Raw genomic sequence first — 20,713 nt, 5'->3', positions numbered from 1 at the left:
CGTCAGGGCCGGGACTGGCGGGTGGCGGTGGGGCCCTTGACGACCGGCTTGCCGTTCTCCCAGACGACCTCGTCGAGCCAGACCTGGCGGCCCGGGTCGATCGTGCCCTCCTGGCCCGGCGGCCAGGCGTGGTAGAGCAGCCAGGTGCGGCCGTCCTCGACCACCATCGACGCGTGGCCGGGGCCCGAGGCGACCTCGTTGCTGCGCAGGATCGGGTTCTCCGGCGCCTTCACGCACGGGCCGGCCGGGCTCTCGCAGACCGCGTAGCCCTCCGCGTACTCGGCGCGGTCGTACGCGTTGGCGGCGAAGAACAGGTACAGCTTCCCGTCCTGGCGGTGCAGGAACGGCCCCTCGATCAGGGTGCCCTCCCACGGCTCGCTCTGCTTGAGCAGCTTCGTCGGCTCGCCCACCAGCGTGAGCCCGTCGTCGGCGAGGCGCTGCGACCAGAGCCAGGTGTCCACCCCGATGGCGTTGCCGTCGTTCTTCCACAGCAGCCACAGGCTGCCGTCGGTGTCCCGGAACGGGCTGGCGTCGATCGCGCCGCCCAGCTCCGCCTGGCAGATCAGCGGCCCGGTCGAGTCGTCCCGGTACGGCCCCGCCGGCGCGCTCGCCACCGCCCGCCCGACGCACTGCCGGCCCGACTCCCGTCCGGCCGCGGTGTAGTACAGCACGAACCGGTCCGGGGCCAGCTCGATCGCCTCGGGCGCCCAGTTCTTCCCCGGCTCCACCCAGGCCGGCAGGTCCGGCAGGGCGTCGCCGGCCGGCGTCCAGGTCACCAGGTCGGGCGAGGTGAGCACGGGGACGTTCCGGCCGCCCGCGTTGGTGTGGAACAGGTACCAGGTGTCGCCGACCCGGATCGCCTGCGGGTCGGGGGCGTCGCTGCGGACGACCGGGTTGGTGAACATGGACGCGTCGTCTCCCGTACTCGAAGGGGCTTCTCCACCACTGCAACCGGCGGCGAGCAGCGCGGCGGCGAGCACTGCCGCCGCGCGTCGCCGCGTGGGTCGCGCCGTCACCCCTTGAGCCCGCTGCGCGACACGCCCTGGATGATGTGCCGCTGTGCCAGCACGAACAGGATCAGCACCGGCACGCTGGCCAGCACCGCGCCGGCCATGATGACCGGGTAGTCGGTGACGTACGAGCCCTGGAGCAGGCCGAGGCCCGGCGGCAGGGTCAGCGTCTCCGGGCTGAACAGCACGTAGATCGGCCAGAGGAAGTCGTTCCAGTTGGTGAGGAACGACAGCACGGCGAGGGTGGCCAGCGCCGGCTTGGAGAGCGGGAGCACGACCTTCCAGAAGATCTGCCACTGGCTGGCGCCGTCCAGCGTGGCGGCCTCCTCCAGCTCGCGAGGCAGGGAGAGGAAGAACTGCCGCAGGAAGAACACCCCGAACGCGCTCGCCGTACCGGGGACGATCACCACGGTCAGCGTGTCGAGCCAGCCCAGCGAGTCGACGATCAGGAAGTTCGGGACGATCAGCGAGGTCGGCGGGATGAACAGCGTCCCGACGACCAGGGCGAACAGCACCTTGCGGCCGCGGAACCGCAGCCGGGCCAGGGCGTACGCGGCCATCGAGGCGGTCACCAGCACGAGCAGCGCGTGCAGCGTGGCGGCCACCATGCTGTTGAGGAACCAGCGCAGCACCGGGTTCGCCGTGTTGTTCAGGATCTGCTCGTACCCGTAGCCGGAGAGCGGGTCCGGCAGCCACGTCGGCGGGATCTGCTGGGCGCCCGCGTAGGTTTTCAGCGAGGTGATCAGCATCCACACCAGCGGCATGAGGAAGACCAGGGCCAGGGCCACCAGGGTGGCGTAGAGCGCCGTCCGGCGCAGCGCGAGCCCGGGGGCGCGCGTGGGCGCCGACGCGTCGGTCACCGCCGGGGCGGGGCCGCGCGTGGTGGGCGTGGACGTCGTCATGGCGGCCCCCTCAGTCTTCCCGGTAGCGGAAGAGGCGGAAGTTGGCGATGCTCACCACCGCCAGCATCAGCGCGAACACGATGCTCATCGCGGCGGCGCGACCGGCGTCGTTGTCGCGCAGACCCTCCTCGACGATGAACCACACCACGGTGCGGGTCTTGGTGCCCGGCGCGCCCTGCGTGATCAGGAACGACTGGCCGAACACGTTCGCCGAGGCGAGCACGGTCGTGGTGATGATGAAGAGCAGCACCGGCCGCAGTCCCGGCAGCGTGACGTTCCGGAATCGGTCCCAGGCGTTCGCGCCGTCCACCTTTGCCGCCTCGTACAGCTCGGCGGGGACGTCCTGGAGGCCGGCCAGGTAGATCACCGCGTTGAAGCCGGAGGTCCACCAGACGGTGACCCCGACCAGCGAGATCCAGGCCCACGGGGTGCTGGTCACCCACGGGGTGTCCGACGGGAGCCCGACCATGCCCGCGAGCCGGTTCACCAGGCCCAGGTTGGCGTCGAGCAGGAACCGCCAGAGCAGGCCGATGACCGCCACACCCAGCACGTACGGCGCGAAGTAGACCGCCCGGAAGAAGGTGCGGCCGGGGAACGAGTGGTTGAGCAGCAGCGCCAGCCCCAGCGGTACGACCACCAGCAGCGGCACCGACAGCACGGTGAAGATCGCCGTCGCCCGGACGCTCTGCCACCAGTCGCCGTAGATCGCCGAGTCGCTGGAGAACAGCTCGGCGTAGTTGTCCAGCCCGACGAAGGGCCGGTTGGGCAGCTGGAAGTCCCACTGGTGCACGCTCAGCCAGAGGCCCAGCACGATCGGCAGGAGGCCGAAGACCCCGAAGAGCAGCAGGTACGGGGCGAGGAACAGGTACGGCGTCGCCCGGCCGGCCCGGCGTACGGGAGCGTTCCGCCGGCCGGGGCCGGCCGCCGGGGGCGGCGCGTCACCACGCGCCGCCCCGACCTCGATCACGTCCGCCACAGGGGATCAGCTCCCGTACTTCTTGCGGTTGTCCTCGAGCTGCTTGTTGGCCTTGGCCACCCCGTCGTCCAGCGCCTGCTTGGCCGACTTCTTGCCCAGCACCGCCTCGTTGAACGAGTTGTAGAAGGTGGTCATGACCTCGCCCAGGCCGGGGGCCGCCGGCGGGAACGCCGCGTACTCCAGCTCCGGGGCCAGGGCGTTGACCTCGGTCAGCGCCGTGAACTCGCCGCTCTCCCGGACCGCCTTCCGGGCCGGCACCTGGCCGCCCTTGGCCCAGTCGAGGGAGTGCTGGCTGAGCCAGTTGATGAAGACCTTCGACGCGGAGACCTTGTTGGCGTCGTTGGCGCGGCCCTTGACGATGGTGAAGTTGTGGGAGTTGGCCCACGCCGCCGGCTGGGAGCCGATCTGCGGCAGCGGCGCCACGCCCCACTGGATCTCCGGGCTCTTCTTCAGGTCGTTGATCTGCCAGATGCCGTTCCAGTTGAACGCGTTCCTGCCGCTCTTGAACGCGAGGTAGTCCGCGTCCTGGCCGACGTTGGCCGGGGAGTGGCCCTGCTTGATCATGTCGATCAGCCAGGTGGCGGCCTCGACCGCGGGCTCCGAGTTGAAGGTGGCGGTGCGCGCCTCGCCGTCGAAGACGCTGCCGCCCCACTGGTGCAGCAGCGAGTAGAAGGTCATGCCGCCGGTGAACTGGAAGGGGCTCACCCAGAAGCCCTGCACGCCCGACTTCTTCAGCTCGGTCAGCGCCGCCTCGTACTCGGCGCGGGTGGTCGGCGGCTTGTTCGGGTCCAGGCCGGCCTTCTGCATGACCCCCTTGTTGTAGTAAAAGCCGAGCGGGTGCATGTCCAGCGGGATGCCGTACCGCTTGTTGTTGTAGAGCCCGCCTTTCCAGACGGTCGGGGCGAAGTCGCCCTCGGTCAGTTCCAGAGTCTTCGCCACGTCGTCCAGCTCGGTGATGACGCCGCGGGCGGCGAACGTGGCGAGCTGGTCCATGTGCATGACCGCGATGTCCGGTCCGTTGCCGCTCGACGCCGCGCCGGGGAGCTTGTTGTAGTAGTCGTCCCACTGGTACGTGGCGATCGTCACCGCGATGTTCTGGTGCTCGGTGTTGAACTGGTTCACCAGCGTCTTGAAGATGTCGCCGTCACCGCCGGTGAACCCGTTCCACAGCTTCAGGTCCACCTTCGGGCCGGTGTACTCCTTGCCGCCGTTGCCGGCCGCCGGCCCGGCGTCGTCGCCACCGCCGCAGCCGGCCAGGGTCAGCGACGCCGCGGCGCCGAGCCCGAGGCCGAGCCCGAGCAGCCGCCTCCGGCTCATCTCGTTGTGGATCATGCTGTTCAACTCCTTGGGGGACGGGATGAATTCTGCCTGGTCAGAGCCGGTGCTCAGACATCGCCGGTGGGGGCGAAGCGCAGCACGTTCCAGGACACAGCCGGCAGCAGCACGGAGGACCGGCCGCCGTCGGTGGTGGGGGTGTTCATCTCCCGGGGCGTGACCCGCTCGGGCTCCGCCTCGGTGTTCGTCGCCGTCGGGTCGTCCCCGGCGGCGAGGCTCGTGTGGGCCAGCCCGCGCAGGCCGGGCAGCCCGCGCAGGTCCAGGTCCAGGGGCAGGTCGGTCTCGCCCCGGTTCACCGCGAAGACCGTGAGGACCCCGGTCTCCTCGTCGTGCACGGCGACCGTGTCCAGCACCGGGACCTCGCCGTACTTCTTCGTCTCGTACGTGGGCGAGACCGGCTCGGTCCGCAGCACGGTGCCGCGGGCGTACCGGGCGGTCAGCGCGAAGGGGTGGAAGATGCTCTGCCGCCAGGCGGGCCCGCCGGTGCGCGTCCGGATCGGGGCGATCACGTTGGCGAGCTGGGCCTGGCAGGCGACGCCCACCCGGTCGGCGTGCCGGAGCAGGGTGATCAGCAGGTCGCCGACCACCACCGCGTCGACGGCGGTGAAGTCGTCCTCGATCAGTGCCGGGGCCTCGACCCAGCCGCGCCGGTCGAGGTCGGCCTGGAGGCGGGACTCGTACCAGACGTTCCACTCGTCGAAGGAGATCCTGAGCTTGCGCCGGTGGCGCTGCTTCGCCGCCACGTGGTCGGCGGTGGCCACCACGTCGCGGATGAAGTTGTCCATGTCGACGGCGGAGGCGAGGATGCTCGCCCGGTCCCCGTCGGACGGGTCGTAGTAGGTGTGCGCCGAGATGTAGTCGACGTGCTCGTACGTGTGCTCCAGCACGGTCGCCTCCCAGGAGGCGAAGGTCGGCATCCGCCGGTTGGAGCTGCCGCAGGCCACCAGGCTGATCGACGGGTCGATCATCTTCATCGCGCGGGCGGTCTCGGCGGCGAGGCGGCCGTACTCGTCGGCGGTCTTGTGGCCCACCTGCCACGGCCCGTCCAGCTCGTTGCCGAGGCACCAGAGCCGCACCCCGTACGGCTCCTCGGCGCCGTGCTTGCGGCGCAGGTCCGACAGCTGGGTGCCGCCCGGGTGGTTCGCGTACTCCAGCAGGTCGAGCGCCTCCCGCACGCCCCGGGTGCCGAGGTTGACCGCCATCATCGGCTCGACGCCCGCCTCGGCCGCCCAGGTCATGAACTCGTCCAGCCCGAACGCGTTGGTCTCGATCGTCTTCCAGGCCAGGTCGAGCCGGCGCGGCCGGTCACCGACCGGGCCGACGCCGTCCTCCCAGCGGTAGCCGGAGACGAAGTTGCCGCCGGGGTAGCGGACCACGGAGACGCCCAGCTCCCGGGTCAGTGCCAGCACGTCGCCGCGCAGCCCCCGTCCGTCGGCGGTGGGGTGGCCGGGCTCGTAAACCCCGCCGTACACGCAGCGGCCCATGTGCTCGACGAAGGAGCCGAAGAGCCGGCGGTCCGCCGGGCCGATGGTGAAGGCCGGGTCGATCGTGAGCTGCGCGGTCCGCAAGGGGGTGCCACCTTTCCTGTCGCCGAGCCGGGTGACCCGGGTCACCCGTTCCGCTCGCTTTCTACAACGTTGTAAGCAACGTTGTAAAGAGGTCGTGACCCGCCCGTGACGCGGTAGAGTGCGGGCCAGCGTCTCGCGGGAGGAAGCAGTGCGGCACAGGCTCAAGGACGTGGCGGAGCGCGCCGGCGTGTCGGTGAAGACCGTCTCCAACGTCGTCAACGGCTACGTGCACGTCCGGCCGGACACCCGGGCGCGGGTCGAGGAGGCGATCGCCGAGCTCAACTACCGGCCCAACCTGTCCGCCCGTAACCTGCGCAAGGGGCGCACCGGGGTGATCGCCCTGGCCGTGCCCGAGCTGGACATCCCGTACTTCGCCGAACTGGCCCGGCACGTCGTCACCGCCGCCGCCGAGCACGGCTGGACGGTCCTGATCGACCAGACCGGCGGCGGCCGGGAGCAGGAACGGGTCGCCGCCGCGGGCATCGGCGACCACATGATCGACGGTCTGATCTTCAGCCCCCTCGCGCTCACCGCCGACGACCTGGCCGGCCTCGACGGCACCCCGATGGTGCTGCTCGGTGAGCGGGTCGACCACGGCCCCGCCGACCACGTGGGGATCGACAACGTGGCCGCCGCCCGGGAGATGACCGCCCACCTCATCGGGCTCGGCCGCCGCCGGGTCGCCGCGATCGGGTCGCAGCGCACCCCCGAGGGCGCCAGCGCCCGGCTCCGGCTCGCCGGCTACGCCGCCGCGCTCGCCGACGCCGGCATCGCGTACGACGAGTCGCTGGTGGCCTCCGCGCCGGCCTGGCACCGCGCGGAGGGCGCGGCCGCGATGCGGTCGCTGTTGGCCTCGGGGGTACGCCCCGACGCCGTCTTCTGTTTCAACGACACCCTCGCCCTCGGCGCCCTGCGTGCCCTGCACGAGGCCGGTCTGCGCGTGCCCGAGGACGTCGCGGTGGCCGGCTTCGACGACATCGAGGACGGCCGCTTCTCGGTCCCCACCCTGACCACCATCGCCCCGGACAAGGAACGCATCGCCCGGCTGGCCGTCGACCTCCTCGCCAACCGCCTGGGAGGCGACCGCACGGCCCCCCCACGAGAACTCCCCGCCCCCTGGACCCTGATCCCCCGCGAATCCACCACCCCGGCCTAACCCCCGCCCCCCGCCCGTTACCCCCCCCGGGCCCCGGCCCACCCCGCCCGGCCCCGCCTGTCCTGGTTGATCATGGAGTTAGCGGGTGGATTGATCTCCAACTCACCCGCTAACTCCATGATCGACCCGACGCGGGTGGGGGCCGGCGGGATGCGGAGGGGGTTAGGCGAAGAAGCGGGCCAGGTGGGACGGGGATGGGCCGTCGGCGTCGGGTGGGAGCGGGGTCAGGTCGGCGAAGATGCTGGCGCCGTCGCAGCCGGCGTGCAGCGGATACCAGCGCGGGGTGCCCGGTGGGCGCTGCATGCAGATGCCCTTGATGGTCTGGACGTCGAGGAGCCGGACGTGGGTGGGATCGGCGACCGCGTTGACGTGCCCCCACCAGGGGCTCATCACGTGCAGGACGCCCCCCGGCCGCAGCACCCGGTGCGCCTCGTCGACCAGCGGCAGGAAGTCGATCAGGTGCTCCAGGATGTGGACGGTGAAGAGCACGTCCACCGAGTCGTCGGCCAGCGGCAGGGTGCCCGACAGGTCCGCGACCACGTCCACGCCGGATGCCGGGAAGATGTCCAGCCCCAGGTTGCCGGGCCACTGCTTGGTCGCCCCGCAGCCCAGGTCCACCACGACGGGATCCCGTCCGCCGACGCGGACCCGGCACCAGACGGCCAGGACCCCGGCGAGCCGGCCGACGCGATCCCGCACCAGACGCAGGTCGTCCGGCTCGCCGACCTCCCCGGTCAGGTGAGCCACCCCCCGGTCGAAGCGCACCTCGACGGCGAGGTCCCGCAGGCGGTCGTCATGCCGGGCCTGGTCCGTCCAGGCTTCGGCGAGGAACTCGTCGACCGCCCGCAGCCGCTCGGCCGAGGGCGGGGTCAGTGCCAGCGCGACCATCGGCCCACCTCCGGCCGCCCGTTACCCACATCCCCGCCCGGTATGCCCCACCTCTCGGAGGTTAGCCGGAGAGGGTGCGGCGGGGGCGGCCCACCGTACGCATCCGCTGGCGTGGCTGGGGAGCGGCGGGTTTGGGCCGCTTCAGGTGGTAGCGGTGGAGTTCGTTGTTGCCGGGCAGGGACGGGTCCTCGCTCATCGCGACGAGTTCCCAGCCCTGGTCACCGGCCCGGTTCAGGTGGGCCAGCGCGGTGTCCCCGTACGGGGTGACGTCGACCATCGAGCCGTCCGGGCCGTACCAGACGAAGACGACCTCCCAGCCGATGTCGTTGGTGGCCGCCTGCCGACGGCGGACCAGCAGCGCGTACTCCCACTTGAGCATGCGCTCATTCTCACCCGGCGCGACCGGGTCGGCACGGATCAGTCCTCGGCGATCCGTCCGGCGTCCACCCGGAGCCGCCGGTTGACGCTCACCGCGTCGAGCATCCGCCGGTCGTGGGTGACCAGCAGCAGCGTGCCGGGGTAGCCGGCCAGCGCGGATTCCAGCTGTTCGATGGCCGGCAGGTCGAGGTGGTTGGTCGGCTCGTCGAGCACCAGCAGGTTCACCCCGCGCCCCTGCAGCAGCGCGAGCGCCGCCCGGGTGCGCTCGCCGGGGGAGAGGGTGGCCGCCGGCCGCAGCACGTGCGCCGCGCGCAGGCCGAACTTGGCCAGCAGGGTCCGCGCGTCGGCCGGCGACAGGTCGGGTACGGCCAGCCGGAAGGCGTCGAGCAGCGGCGCGTCGCCCAGGAAAAGCCCGCGTGCCTGGTCGACCTCGCCGACGACGACACCCGGCCCGAGCGACGACTGCCCGGCGTCCAGCGGCAGCCGGCCGAGCAGGGCGGCGAGCAGGGTGGACTTGCCGGACCCGTTCGCCCCGGTGACGGCCACCCGGTCCGCCCAGTCGATCTGGAGGTTCACCGGCCCGAGGGTGAAGGCGCCGCGGCGTACCACGGCGTCGCGGAGCGTGGCCACGACGGCGCCGGCGCGGGGCGCGGCGGCGATCTCCATGCGTAGCTCCCACTCCTTGCGCGGCTCCTCGACCACCTCCAACCGTTCGATGAGCCGCTCGGTCTGCCGGGCCTTGGCCGCCTGCTTCTCGGTCGCCTCGGAGCGGAACTTGCGGCCGATCTTGTCGTTGTCGGTGGCCTTGCGCCGGGCGTTCTTGACGCCCTTCTCCATCCACGACCGCTGCGTCCGGGCGCGCGCCTCCAGGTCGGCACGGGTCTCGGCGTACTCCTCGTAGTCGGCGCGGGCGTGTCGCCGCGCCACCTCCCGCTCCTCCAGGTAGGCCGCGTAGCCGCCGCCGTAGTGGTTGACCTGCCGCTGGTGCAGGTCCAGTTCGAGGACGCGCGTCACGGTGCGGGTGAGGAACTCGCGGTCGTGGCTGACCAGGACGGTCCCGGCGCGCAGCCCGGTGACGAACTCCTCCAGCCGCTCCAGCCCGGCCAGGTCCAGGTCGTTGGTGGGCTCGTCGAGGAGGAAGACGTCGTACCGGCTGAGCAGCAGCGACGCCAGCCCGGCCCGCGCGGCCTGGCCGCCGGAGAGGCCCGTCATCGCCATGTCGAGGGAGACGGCGAGGCCGAGGTCGGCGGCGACCTGTTCGGCGCGTTCGTCCAGGTCGGCGCCGCCGAGGGCGAGCCACCGGTCCAGCGCCTCGGCGTACGCGTCGTCGGCGCCGGGGGCTCCCGCGGTCAGCGCCTCGGTGGCCGCGTCCAGCGCCGCCTGCGCCCCGGCCACTCCGGTGCGCCGCGCCAGGAAGTCGCGGACCCGCTCACCGGCCCGCCGCTCCGGCTCCTGCGGCAGGTGCCCCACGCTCGCGGTGGGCGGGCTGATCGTGACGCTCCCGGCCTCGACAGGGAGCAGCCCGGCAAGGGTACGCAGCAACGTCGACTTCCCGGCGCCATTCGGCCCGACGAGCCCAACCACGTCCCCCGGCGCAACCACAAAATCAAGCCCGGAGAACAACTCCCGCTCCCCGTGCCCAGCACCCAACCCCTTGACAACCAACGTCCCACTCATCAGCCCGCAACCCTATCCGGCCCCCACCGCTCCCGCGATCTTGCACTTCCTGTCCGGACATTAGCTCGCAAAAGCGGCATATCGCGGGCCAAAAACGCATGATCGGCGAGGGTGGTCCGGCGCGGACCGGGCACACTTCTCGGCGTGGTGACCACTCTCGCGATCGACTGCGGCGGCGGCGGGCTCAAGGCGTCCGTCCTCGACGCCGCCGGGACGATGCGGGCGCGGCCGGTGCGCGTGCCGACGCCGTACCCGCTGCCGCCCGCGCTCTTCGTCAAGACGCTGCACGACCTGGGGTCGCAGCTGCCGCCGGCGGACCGCCTGACCGTGGGCATGCCCGGCATGATCCGGCACGGGGTGGTGGTGGCCACGCCGCACTACGTCACCCGTTCCGGCCCCCGCAGCCGGGTGGATCCCAACCTGGTCGCCGAGTGGTCGGGGTACGACGCGCGCAGCGCCCTCGCCGACGCCTTCGGGGTGCCGGCGCTGGTGCTCAACGACGCCGAGGTGCACGGGGCCGGCGTGGTCGCCGGCACCGGTTGCGAGCTGGTGCTGACGCTCGGCACGGGGCTGGGCAGCGCCCTCTTCGACGGGGGCGTGCTCGCCCCGCACCTGGAGCTGTCCCACGCCCCGGTGCGCTGGGGCACGACGTACGACACGTACGTCGGCGAGGTCGAGCGGCGCCGGCTCGGGGACGCCTTCTGGTCGCGCCGGGTGCGGCAGGTGGTGGAGGGGTTGCGGCCGGTGTTCCGGTGGGACCGGCTCTACCTGGGCGGGGGCAACTCCCGGTTGATCCGCCCTGAGCAGCTGGCCCGGATGGGCGACGACGTGGTGGTGGTGCCGAACACGGCCGGCATCGTGGGCGGTGTCCGCGCCTGGGACCTCGCCGCCGCCCGGTCGGTCTGACGTGCGATTCCCAGCGGGGAACAGTCGCGGTGCGGCTGGTGTTGTGCCAGCGTCGGTGCAGTGACGACGTGACACGAGGGGGTGGGTCGAATGGATCTTCTGGCTGAGTACCGGCGGGCGACTCTGTTCTTCGAAGCCGGTGACCCGACCGGAGCGGCCCGGCTGCTCGAGCCGATCGTCGAGGCCGAGCCCGGCAACTCCGCCGTCCGGCAGCTGCTGGCCCGGGCCTACTTCCAGTCGGCCCAGCTCAACCGGGCCGAGGAGCAGCTCCGCGAGCTGGTCGACCGGGATCCCAGCGACCACTACGCCCACCACGTGCTGGGCCGGACGCTGGAGCGGCTGAACCGGCCGGCCGACGCGCTGCGGCACCTGCGCATCGCGGCGGCCATGCACCACGGGAACGACGACTACCAGGCGGCGCTGCGCCGGGTGGAGACCCGGATCGGCCGCTGACCGAACACGACGGGGCAGCCCTTCGGGGCTGCCCCGTCGTCGTCTGCCCGGTGTCAAACCGGGAGGCGGTAGACGGACACGTGGGAGCGGGAGTCCGCGGTGAACTCCGCCCCGGTCCAGTCCGCGTGCCGGCTCTCCAGCTCGAACCCGGCGAGCTGGGCCATCAGGTCGAGTTCCGCCGGCCAGATGTAGCGGTGCGGGCTGAAGTACACCCGGGCCGTGCCGTCCTCCTCGTACCGGACGTGGTGCGACACGGCCCGCTGGTGGAGCACGTCGTACGTGTCCAGGCCGATGTAGCCCGGTTCGTAGTGCCAGACCGTGGCCGCCTGGCCCGGTGGGAGCTTGCGGAGCTCCGGCACCCACAACTCGATCACGAACCGGCCGCCGGGTGCCAGGTGCCGGGCGGCGTTACGGAAGCAGGCGACCTGCTCCGCCTGGGTCTGCAGGTTCGAGATCGTGTTGTAGACGAGGTACACGAGCGTGTACGTCCCCGGTGCGGTGGCGACGGCCATGTCGCCCTGGACCACCGGGATCGTCTCCTCGTCCACCTTCGTCCGTAGCTGCTCGATCATCGGACCGGACAGCTCGATCCCGGTGACCGGTACGCCCCGCTCGGCGAGCGGGACCGCCACCCGGCCGGTGCCGATCGCGAACTCCAGGGCCCGGCCCCCGCCGGCCAGCCCGGCGAGCCGATCCGCGGTCGGTTCCAGCACCTCGGGTGCGAACATCCCGCTGCCCGGTGTGTCGTAACGCCGCGCGGCGTCGGTGTTCCAGAGATCCTCTTGGCGCATCCCCCGACGATCGTCACCGGCAGGAGGGACGTCCACCGATTTCCGGCGCCCAGCTCACCCCGGCCTACCATGGGCAGGCCATGGAACCCGACCCGCTGGAGGCCCGGCCGTGAAGCTCAAGCTGGACCTGCACGACATCTACAACAGGGGCATCGACATCGACCGCGCCCTGCGCGGGATCATGGACGAGGCGGTGGCGAAGAAGGCCACCCTCGTGGAGATCATCCCCGGCAAGGGTTCCGGCCAGCTCAAGAAGCGGGTGCTGCGGTTCCTCGACCAGAAGGACGTCAAGGCGCTCTACCACCGCGTCGAGAAGGACTCGAAGAACTTCGGCCGCCTCTTCGTGCACTTCCGCTGGAAGTAGCCGCCCGCCCCCGCGATCTTGCAGTTTGTGCCGCCGGGACGCACCTTTCGGTCCGTTTCGCCGGGGCAGGAAGTGCAAGATCGCGGAAGCGGGGTCAGGGCGGGGAGCGGGAGCGTCAGAGCGGGTAGGTGCGGGCCACCGCGAGCATCTCCGAGCTGTGCGAACCGACGATCCCGACGTCCGGCGGGCGGGGCCGGAAGCCGGGTACGGAGTCCAGGCCGTCGCTGGCGTCCATCGCCCGGAACGCCACCTGGCCCGCCTTCGGCGTCACCGTCAGCGTCACCTCGATGCCCTCAGCCGGCGGGGCGTGGAAGACCACCCCGAAGCCCCAGCGGCCCTCGCGCGGCTCGACCGGCACCGACCGGCCGGCCACCTCGGCGCGCAGCACCGTCGCCGTGCCGGAGTCGACGTGCAGGGCGGCCAGGCGGACCGGCCGCTGCGGGGTGAGCCGTAGCCGCAGCATGCGTTCCGCACCGGCGGTGGTGTCGGCGAGCACGTCCAGCCTCGGGGCGGGAAGGCCCGCCGCCCGCGCCGGACCGGCCAGCAGCTTCTCGTCACCGAAGACCGGGAACTCGTCGGCGACGGAGACCGGGTCGCCGTCCACGTACCCGTCGGTCCACGCTTGCGGCTCGGCCTCGTGGCTGAGCCAGCGGGCCTGGCCGGTGCCGGCGTCGAGCGCGTACATCAGGTGGGTCGGCGCGGGGTGCGCGGCGTCGAACCGGTCGACGGTGAGCCCGACCCCGGCGAACACCGCGGCCGCGAGGGTCGCGGCGGCGGCCGGCAGCGCGCCGAGCCGGCGGGCCCGGAGGGCGACCATCCCGCGTTGCCCGCCGGCCTGCGGGTGCAGCAGGTCGACCACGGGCAGGGCGGCGAGGCCGAGCAGCACCGCCACGAGCGCGGCGACGCCACCCATCGCCATGCCGAGCGCGGGGAAGAGCAGCACGACGGTGGGCAGCAGCACCACCACGGCCACCGCGCCGGCCAGCGTCACCGCGACCACGGGCCACGGCCCGTCGATCCGCGTGGCGAGCGCGACCAGCCCGGCGAGGGCGCCGGCCAGGGCCGGCAGGGTCACCAGGTACGCCCCGCCGGGCACCAGGGCGGCGAACAGCACACCGAGCAGGGCCAGCCACCCGAGCGCGCCGATCGCCAGCGCGGCCGGGCCGACCCGGCGGCGGGTCAGCGCGTACCAGGCGAACAGGACCGCCGCGGCGAGCGCCAGCACGGCGAGCCGGTACCACGTGGGTCGGTACGGGTCGAGCAGTTCGGCGTAGCCGGGGCGTGCCGCGGTGATCCCCGCCCAGAGCAGCGTCGCGCCGACCGGGGCGACCACCAGCGGCACGAGCGCCAGGCCGAAGCCGGCGGCCAGCCGGCCGGCGGTCACCCGCCCCCGGCGCCGCGCGAGCCAGCCGAGCGCGACCACGCCGGCGAGCGCGAGCAGCGCGAGCGGCAGCGCCAGCCAGCCCGGGTAGCGGACCAGCCCGCCGGGGACGGGGAAGTACGTGGCGTCGTGCCCGGCGTCGAGCGTCGCCAGGTCGACCCGGCCGAACTCGCGGGCCAGGGCGAGCGCGTTGTCGCCGTGGTGCTGGAGGCTCGCCCGGTCCATCGCGGCCGGCGTGTCCAGCGGGGTGTGGTAGATCGCCCCGCCGTCGATGTACGCCGAGTTGAGGCCCACGAAGCCGGCCTCGTCGAGGAAGGCGGTGAAGTCGGTGTCGTTCGGCAGCGCGCGGTAGATCTCGACCGCGAACGAGGTGCCCACGGGGTGCGGGGCGGCCCGGCCGAAGGCGTCGACCAGGGCGGCGTTCCGTTCGGACGTCTCGAACATGATCACCGGCCCGGTCGAGCCCCGCGCCTCCAGGTTCAGCACGACGCCGCCGTCCGCGGCGAGCGGGTGGGTCGACGCGAACGCGGACGCGCCGCACAGGCACGCCTCCTCGGCGTCGGTGAGCACGAAGACGACGTCGTTGCGGGGCCGCGGAGCGGCGGTGAGCGCCCGGGCCACCTCCAGGATGGCCGAGGTGCCGGCGGCGTCGTCGTTGCCACCCGGTCCGACCTGGACGGAGTCGTAGTGCGCGACGAGGAAGACCTTCCCGGTCGGGTCGGTGCCGGGGAGGCGGGCCACCACGTTGCGTACCCGGGCCAGGGTCGCGCCCCCGGCCGCGCCGCTGAGCTGGCCGGCCTCCGGGGCGACCGTGTCCTGCACGCCGGTCTCCAGGCCGAGGCCGCGCAGCACCCCGACCAGATGCTCGCGGACCTGGTCGTTGGCGGGACTGCCGGCCACGTGGGTGCGGGCCGCGATGACCCGCACCTGGTCGTACGCCCTCGCCGCGCTGAACTCGCCGGGCGGTGCGTCGGCCGGACGCGGCGCGGGGGTGCGCAGGTCGACCAGGGTCACGGCGCCGACGGCGACGAGCGCGACCAGCGCGGCCACCGCGGCCGCGAGCCGCCGGCGGGGTCGGGCCAGCGTGCGGTCGGAGGCGAGGACGAGCGCCGCCGCGGCGATGGACCGGTGCTTCGTGGTCGGGATGGGAGGTACGCCCACGGGGACTCCTCGGGGGTGGGGGTGGCACCATCCTGCACCCCTCCGGGCGTCGGCGGGACTCCCGGTGTGGCCCGACCGAGGTCGCCACTTGCCGGATTCGTCCCCTCTGCACCTGGGGCGTCCCGTGATCGGGAGCATCGGGCGTCGGGCCGAGGCCGTCGTGTTGTGTGGGACCGTTGTCTAATACAGGATCAGCAGGGCACTTGGAAGGAGCCCGACATCACCAGCGATCTTCCGCGTCTCGCGGCGGTGACCCGGCCGCACCGGGGGACCGGCCTGGCCGGTCCTTCCGTCGTGGGCCGGGCCGACCCGCTCGGCGGTCTCGGGCACCACGCCAGCGTGCCACCGGGCGAGCGGCTGCGCGTGCTGCTGGTCGAGGACGACGAGGGCGACGCCTTCCTGGTCGGCGAGCTGCTCGCCGAGACCAAGTCGGGTATCGACCTGCTGGTGGCGACCAGTCTGCGCGAGGCGCGCAAGCGCGTGATGGGCGTGGACTGCGTCCTGCTCGACCTCGGCCTGCCGGACGCGCAGGGCATCGACGGGCTGCGCCAGGTGCTGGAGATGGCCAGCGGCGCGGCGGTGTGTGTGCTCACCGGCCGGTCCGACGAGCACCTCGGCATCGTCGCGGTCGCCGAGGGTGCGCAGGACTACCTGGTCAAGGGCCAGGTCGACGGTGTGCTGCTGACCCGCGCGCTGCGGTACGCGGTGGAGCGCAAGCGGGCCGACGAGAACGCCCGCCGGCTGCGCGAGGTGGAGCTGCGCCAGGCCGAGTCCGCCCGCCTGGAACGGGGCCTGCTGCCGCAGCCGCTGATGTCGACCGAGCAGGTCGCGGTGCACACCTTCTACCGGCCGGGCCGGCACGCCGCCCTGATCGGCGGCGACTTCTTCGACGTGGTGCAGACCCGCCCCGACCGGCTCGACCTGATCGTCGGCGACGTCTGCGGGCACGGGGTGGACGAGGCGGCGCTCGGCGTCGAACTGCGGGTCGCCTGGCGGGCGCTGATCCTGGCCGGCGTGCCGGACGACGAGGTGCTGCCGGCGCTGGAGCAGGTGCTGATGAGCGAACGCCGGCTCCAGGAGATCTTCGCGACCGTCGCCACCACCCGACTCCACCTGGGCGCCAACCGGGCCACCGTGCGGCTGGCCGGGCACCCGCCGCCGCTGCTGCTCCGCGGGGGGCGGGTCGCGCCCGTCCCGGCGCCCGGCGGGCTGCTGCTCGGCGTACGGCCCCGTCGGCCGGTCGCGTACGACCTGGAGTTCGACACCGAGGACTGGTCCCTGTTGATGTACACCGACGGTCTGATCGAGGGGCGCGTTGGCGAGGGCGACGAGCGCCTGGACGTGGACGGCCTGGCGGGCCTGCTCGCCGACCCGGCCACCGCCGGAGTGCCCCTGTCCGAGCTGCCGGCCTGGCTGGTCGGGCGGGCCGAGCAGCTCAACGGCGGCCCGCTGGCCGACGACGTCGCCATGCTGCTGGTCACCAGCGGTGGTGGCCGGTGATGCGCGTGGCCGGGGGTTGGACGCTGCGCCAGCGGGTCGTCACGCTGCTCACCGTGGTCGCGCTGCTCCTGGTCGCGCTGGCCGGCGGGGCGGTGGCCGTGGCGGCCCGCAACCGGACCCACATCGACGCGATCCTCAACAAGACCGGTCCGCTGCGGGTGCAGGCCCAGGAGGTGCTCAACGCGCTGCTGGACCAGGAGACCGCCGTCCGTGGCTACGCCGTCAGCGGTGATCCGGCAGACCTGGCTCCGTACGAGGACGGCGTGAAGCTCGAGCGCGAGCGGGTGGCCTCGATGCGGCGGATCCTCGTCGACTACCCGGAGATCCGGCAGGAGCTCGGGGTGGTCGAGGAGCGGGCGGAGCAGTGGCGCCAGGCGGTGGCCGTACCGGTCATCACGACAACCCGGCAGGAGGGCACCGCCGCCGGGCAGGCGCTGATGACCGAGGACGCTCGCCAGCGGTTCGACCTCGTCCGGACCGCCGTGGAGGAACTCCAGTTCTCGATCTTCCAGGCTCGGCAGAAGAGCGCCCAGGACGTCCGAAGCACCAGCAACCTCCTGGTCATGCTGCTGATCATCGCCCTCGCGGTGGTGATCCTCGCCGGAACGGTGCTGTTGCTGTCGCTGGACCGGATGGTGATCCGGCCGCTCTCCGGCCTCGCGGACCAGGTGCGCGAGGTCGCGGACGGGGACTACCGGCACGGCATCACCGGCGCCGGCCCGGCCGAGTTCGTGCGGCTCGCCGGCGACGTGGACGCGATGCGGCAGAAGATCGCGAGGGAACTCGACGAGGTTCGCGAGGCCCGCGAGCGGATCGAGTGGGTCAACAGCCAACTCCAGAAGCAGGCCGAGGAGCTGACCCGCTCCAACCGCGACCTGGAGCAGTTCGCGTACGTCGCCTCGCACGACCTCCAGGAGCCGCTGCGCAAGGTGGCCAGCTTCTGTCAGCTGCTCCAGCGCCGGTACGCGGGTCAGCTCGACGAGCGCGCCGACCAGTACATCGCGTTCGCGGTGGACGGGGCGCAGCGGATGCAGCGGCTCATCAACGACCTGCTCGCCTTCTCCCGGATCGGCCGGCTCACCACCGGCTTCACCGAGGTCGACCTCAACAAGGTGATGGGTGACGTGGCCGCCCAGACGGAGGCCGCCCGCCAGTACACCGACGGAGAGCTGACCTGGGGCGAGCTGCCGGTGATCCGGGGCGAGGAGCCCCTGCTGACGAACCTGCTGGCCAACCTGGTCAGCAACTCGATCAAGTTCCGTCGCCCGGACGTGCCGCCGAAGGTGCACGTGTCCGCCCGGCTGGTCGGCGACGAGTGGGAGATCAGCTGCGAGGACAACGGCATCGGGATCGAGCCGGAGTTCGCCGACAAGATCTTCGTCATCTTCCAGCGGCTGCACGCGAAGGACGCCTACCCGGGCACCGGCATCGGGCTGGCCATCGTCAAGAAGATCGTGGAGTACCACGGCGGCCGGGTCTGGGTCGACACCAGCCTCCCCGAGGGGACGGCGATCCGGTTCACGCTGCCCGCGTTGCCCGAGGACGTGGAGGCCGCCGCGGCCGGCGACGCCGCGGCCGAGAACGTCGCGGCCGGCGACGCCGGGGACGGCACGACGGCCGACGGGCCGGCGGGCGAGGGGTCGGGCGGTCGCGTGGACGGTGGCCCGGCGGAGGACGCGGTGGCCGGGGACGGGCCGACGGACGGCGACGGCGACGGCGACCGTGCCGGTACGGCGGACGGCCCCGGTGGCGAGCCGGATGGCGGTAGAACGGGTGACATGAGGGAGACGGTGGGATGACCGTGCCGGCGGACGGCAACAGCCCGATCGAGGTGCTGCTGGTCGAGGACGATCCGGGCGACGTGCTGATGACCCAGGAGGCGTTCGAGGAGCACAAGCTCCGCAACCGCCTGACCGTGGTGTCCGACGGCGCCGAGGCCCTGGCGTACCTGCGGCGCGAGGGGCCGTACGCGGACGCGATCCAGCCGGACCTGATCCTGCTCGACCTGAACCTGCCCCGCCGGGACGGGCGGGAGGTGCTCGAGGAGATCAAGAAGGACGAGCAGCTCTGCCGGATCCCGGTCGTGGTGCTCACCACCTCCCAGGCCGACGAGGACATCCTGCGCAGCTACCAGCTCCACGCGAACGCGTACGTGACCAAGCCGGTGGACTTCGAGCGGTTCATCTCGGTGGTGCGTCAGATCGACGAGTTCTTCGTCAGCGTGGTCAAGCTCCCGCCGCGTGGCTGACACCCTGCTCGACGACGTCGGTGGGCTGCTGCGCGAGGCGGCCGACCAGGCCGTGCTGCCGCTGTTCCGCAAGCTCGACGACGACGACGTCGCGGAGAAGGCCCCGGGCGACCTGGTCACGGTCGCCGACCGGGCGGCCGAGGAGCTGATCTCGGCGGGCCTGTGCCGCCTGCGGCCGGGGTCGGTGGTGGTCGGCGAGGAGGCGGTCGCCGACGATCCGGGCCTGCTGCGGCACCTGCGCGGATCGGGTGACGTGTGGCTGGTGGACCCGGTCGACGGCACCGCGAACTTCGCGGCCGGCCGTCGACCCTTCGCGCTGATGGTGGCGCTGCTGACCGACGGGGAACCGGCCGCCGCGTGGGTGCTCGACCCGCTGGCGGACACCCTGGCCGTGGCTCGGGTCGGCGTGGGGACGTACCTCGACGGGCGGCCGGTGCGGACGGCCGACGTGCCGTCCACGCCCGGCGACCTGCGCGGCGCCGCGATGTCCCGCTTCCTGCCGTCCCGGGCCCGGGCCCGGGTGGAGGCCGGCGGTGCGCGGCTGGGCGAGCTGCTCCCCGGCCAGCACTGCGCCGGTCGGGAGTACCTGGACGTGCTCACCGGCGACCAGCAGTTCGTGCTCTTCTGGCGCACCCTGCCGTGGGACCACGCGCCCGGCACCCTCCTGGTACGGGCGGCCGGCGGCGTCGCCCGGCGGTTCGACGGCACCGAGTACCACCCGGCCGACGAGGGGCACGGGCTGCTCGTCGCGGCGAACGAGCGGGTGTGGTCCGAGGTGCGGGAGGCGCTGCTCGGCGGAGCGTGACCGGCGCCGCGACGGAGCGTCGATGTTCGATGGTTCGCCGGGTCGCGGGCCTGGTCAGCGGTCGCCGGTCCGGTATCGTGTCCGGCGGTCTCCGCCAGCAGGCCGCCACCCGGCGCCCGGTGGGGCCGCCGCCGCGCAAGAGCACCGACCGGGGGCCGGCGGCCGACGGAAGGATGAACGTGCGTACGACCCTGCCCCGCGGGCGTCGCGGCCCGCTGATCGCTCTCCTCGCCGCCGTGGCGCTGTTCCTCGGCCTCGGTGCGGTGCCCGCGCACGCGGAGCCCAACGAGGGCGGGACGAAGAAGCTGCGGGACGCCCTGGCGGCCACCGCCAAGGCGCACCTCGAGGCGACGACCAAGCTGGAGAACTCGAAGCGGCGGCAGAAGGCCCTGACCGCGGAGGTGAAGGCCCTCGAGGTGCGCCTGGTGGACCTCACCGCCCAGGTGGGGGAGGTGGCGGCGCAGTCGTACCGGCTGGGCCGGCTCACCTCCGCCGCGATGCTGCTGGAGAGCAAGTCGCCGGAGGCCTTCCTGGAGCGGGTGGCGAGCCTGGACACGATGGCCCAGCGCGACGGCCGGAAGGTGCGGGAGCTGACCGAGGCCCGGCAGGCGGCGCGGGATGCCAAGATCGCCATTGACGCCGAGGTCCGCGAGCAGACGAAGCAGGTCGCCGTGCTGAGGAAGAACAAGCAGGCGGCCGAGGCGGCGCTCGCCGCGGTCAGCTCCGGAAGCAGCTCCGGCTTCAGCGGATCGTCGACCAGCGCCAGACCGGCCCCGCGCAACTCGGACGGCTCCTGGCCGTCGGAGTCCTGCTCGGTGGACGACCCGACCACCTCGGGCTGCATCACCCCGCGCACCCTGCACATGCTCAGGCAGGCCCAGGCGGCCAACTACAAGCGGTACGTCTCCTGTTACCGCAGCGGCGGCGACGGCGAGCATCCGAAGGGTCGGGCCTGCGACTTCTCCGCCGCCAGCGGTGGCTTCGAGAACGTCTCCGCGACCGGCGGCGACAAGGCGTACGGCGACAGCCTGGCCGCGTACCTCAAGAACAACGCGAGCCGGCTCGGCGTGATGTACGTGATCTGGTACCGGCAGATCTGGATGCCGAGCACCGGATGGCGGTCGTACAGCGGTGGTGGCAGTCCCGCCGCCGACCACACAAACCATGTTCATGTTTCGATGTACTGACCCGGGCGGCCAGGTTCGCTGCGTACC

At 72.7% G+C, this 20,713-nt stretch carries 19 protein-coding genes; 9 read left to right on the top strand and 10 right to left on the bottom strand.

Annotation, left to right across the window (positions count from 1 at the left end):
- Positions 1-2 precede the first annotated feature (2 nt).
- The 5 genes from HCJ94_RS05190 to arfA form a co-directional block, all read right to left on the bottom strand.
- Positions 3-905, bottom strand: coding sequence for a glycoside hydrolase family 43 protein (locus HCJ94_RS05190; protein ID WP_240943968.1), 903 nt, complete (start codon positions 903-905; stop codon positions 3-5).
- A gap of 107 nt (positions 906-1,012) precedes the next feature.
- Positions 1,013-1,912: a carbohydrate ABC transporter permease gene (locus HCJ94_RS05185; RefSeq protein ID WP_167999813.1), complete on the bottom strand. Its 900-nt coding sequence runs from the start codon at positions 1,910-1,912 to the stop codon at positions 1,013-1,015.
- A 10-nt stretch (positions 1,913-1,922) separates the two neighbouring features.
- Positions 1,923-2,888: a carbohydrate ABC transporter permease gene (locus HCJ94_RS31065; RefSeq protein WP_167999812.1), complete on the bottom strand. Its 966-nt coding sequence runs from the start codon at positions 2,886-2,888 to the stop codon at positions 1,923-1,925.
- A gap of 6 nt (positions 2,889-2,894) precedes the next feature.
- Positions 2,895-4,220: an ABC transporter substrate-binding protein gene (locus HCJ94_RS05175; RefSeq protein WP_167999811.1), complete on the bottom strand. Its 1,326-nt coding sequence runs from the start codon at positions 4,218-4,220 to the stop codon at positions 2,895-2,897.
- Positions 4,221-4,273: 53 nt separating this feature from the next.
- Entirely contained in the window at positions 4,274-5,791 is a 1,518-nt protein-coding gene (gene arfA / locus HCJ94_RS05170; protein ID WP_167999810.1) for an arabinosylfuranosidase ArfA, read from the bottom strand.
- A gap of 148 nt (positions 5,792-5,939) precedes the next feature.
- Here arfA and HCJ94_RS05165 point away from each other — a divergent pair, with 148 nt between their 5' ends.
- Positions 5,940-6,947 (top strand): LacI family DNA-binding transcriptional regulator, encoded by a 1,008-nt coding sequence (locus tag HCJ94_RS05165; protein ID WP_167999809.1) that lies wholly within the window; start codon positions 5,940-5,942, stop codon positions 6,945-6,947.
- 162 nt (positions 6,948-7,109) lie between these two features.
- Here HCJ94_RS05165 and HCJ94_RS05160 read toward each other — a convergent pair whose 3' ends face one another.
- The 3 genes from HCJ94_RS05160 to HCJ94_RS05150 form a co-directional block, all read right to left on the bottom strand.
- Complete coding sequence (locus HCJ94_RS05160; protein WP_167999808.1) at positions 7,110-7,835, bottom strand: methyltransferase domain-containing protein; 726 nt, start codon at positions 7,833-7,835, stop codon at positions 7,110-7,112.
- A gap of 61 nt (positions 7,836-7,896) precedes the next feature.
- Entirely contained in the window at positions 7,897-8,214 is a 318-nt protein-coding gene (locus tag HCJ94_RS05155) for a hypothetical protein (RefSeq protein ID WP_167999807.1), read from the bottom strand.
- A 38-nt stretch (positions 8,215-8,252) separates the two neighbouring features.
- Positions 8,253-9,890, bottom strand: a complete 1,638-nt coding sequence (locus tag HCJ94_RS05150; RefSeq protein ID WP_167999806.1) for an ABC-F family ATP-binding cassette domain-containing protein — start codon at positions 9,888-9,890, stop codon at positions 8,253-8,255.
- A 144-nt stretch (positions 9,891-10,034) separates the two neighbouring features.
- Between HCJ94_RS05150 and HCJ94_RS05145 the strand changes: the two genes are divergently transcribed.
- Together HCJ94_RS05145 and HCJ94_RS05140 are read left to right on the top strand one after the other, a co-directional pair.
- A complete protein-coding gene (locus HCJ94_RS05145) occupies positions 10,035-10,796 on the top strand; it encodes an ROK family protein (RefSeq protein ID WP_167999805.1) in 762 nt (253 codons plus the stop codon).
- A 90-nt stretch (positions 10,797-10,886) separates the two neighbouring features.
- On the top strand, positions 10,887-11,249 hold the full coding sequence (locus tag HCJ94_RS05140) for a tetratricopeptide repeat protein (RefSeq protein ID WP_167999804.1): 363 nt from the start codon (positions 10,887-10,889) through the stop codon (positions 11,247-11,249).
- 53 nt (positions 11,250-11,302) lie between these two features.
- Here the strand turns inward: HCJ94_RS05140 and HCJ94_RS05135 are convergent, their stop codons facing one another.
- Positions 11,303-12,040 (bottom strand): class I SAM-dependent methyltransferase, encoded by a 738-nt coding sequence (locus tag HCJ94_RS05135; protein WP_167999803.1) that lies wholly within the window; start codon positions 12,038-12,040, stop codon positions 11,303-11,305.
- Between the two features lie 109 nt (positions 12,041-12,149).
- Here HCJ94_RS05135 and HCJ94_RS05130 point away from each other — a divergent pair, with 109 nt between their 5' ends.
- Positions 12,150-12,404, top strand: coding sequence for a Smr/MutS family protein (locus tag HCJ94_RS05130; protein WP_167999802.1), 255 nt, complete (start codon positions 12,150-12,152; stop codon positions 12,402-12,404).
- 115 nt (positions 12,405-12,519) lie between these two features.
- Here HCJ94_RS05130 and HCJ94_RS05125 read toward each other — a convergent pair whose 3' ends face one another.
- Complete coding sequence (locus tag HCJ94_RS05125; protein WP_167999979.1) at positions 12,520-14,907, bottom strand: M28 family peptidase; 2,388 nt, start codon at positions 14,905-14,907, stop codon at positions 12,520-12,522.
- A gap of 288 nt (positions 14,908-15,195) precedes the next feature.
- On the opposite strand from HCJ94_RS05125, the gene HCJ94_RS05120 reads away from it, so the two are divergent.
- The 5 genes from HCJ94_RS05120 (at position 15,196) to HCJ94_RS05100 (ending at position 20,686) form a co-directional block, all read left to right on the top strand.
- Entirely contained in the window at positions 15,196-16,446 is a 1,251-nt protein-coding gene (locus tag HCJ94_RS05120; protein WP_309227148.1) for a PP2C family protein-serine/threonine phosphatase, read from the top strand.
- Positions 16,446-18,245, top strand: a complete 1,800-nt coding sequence (locus HCJ94_RS05115) for a sensor histidine kinase (RefSeq protein WP_167999801.1) — start codon at positions 16,446-16,448, stop codon at positions 18,243-18,245. The genes HCJ94_RS05120 and HCJ94_RS05115 overlap by 1 nt, the downstream gene beginning before the upstream one ends.
- A complete protein-coding gene (locus HCJ94_RS05110) occupies positions 18,242-18,694 on the top strand; it encodes a response regulator (RefSeq protein WP_167999800.1) in 453 nt (150 codons plus the stop codon). The genes HCJ94_RS05115 and HCJ94_RS05110 overlap by 4 nt, the downstream gene beginning before the upstream one ends.
- Positions 18,687-19,499 (top strand): inositol monophosphatase family protein, encoded by an 813-nt coding sequence (locus HCJ94_RS05105; RefSeq protein ID WP_167999799.1) that lies wholly within the window; start codon positions 18,687-18,689, stop codon positions 19,497-19,499. Before HCJ94_RS05110 ends, HCJ94_RS05105 begins: the two co-directional genes overlap by 8 nt.
- Positions 19,500-19,678: 179 nt before the next feature.
- Entirely contained in the window at positions 19,679-20,686 is a 1,008-nt protein-coding gene (locus tag HCJ94_RS05100; RefSeq protein ID WP_167999798.1) for a coiled-coil domain-containing protein, read from the top strand.
- The last annotated feature ends 27 nt before the right edge of the window (positions 20,687-20,713 follow it).

Source organism: Micromonospora thermarum (assembly GCF_012034245.1).
Taxonomy (GTDB): Bacteria; Actinomycetota; Actinomycetes; order Mycobacteriales; family Micromonosporaceae; genus Micromonospora; species Micromonospora thermarum.
This window is presented reverse-complemented; position numbering and strand designations above follow the sequence as displayed.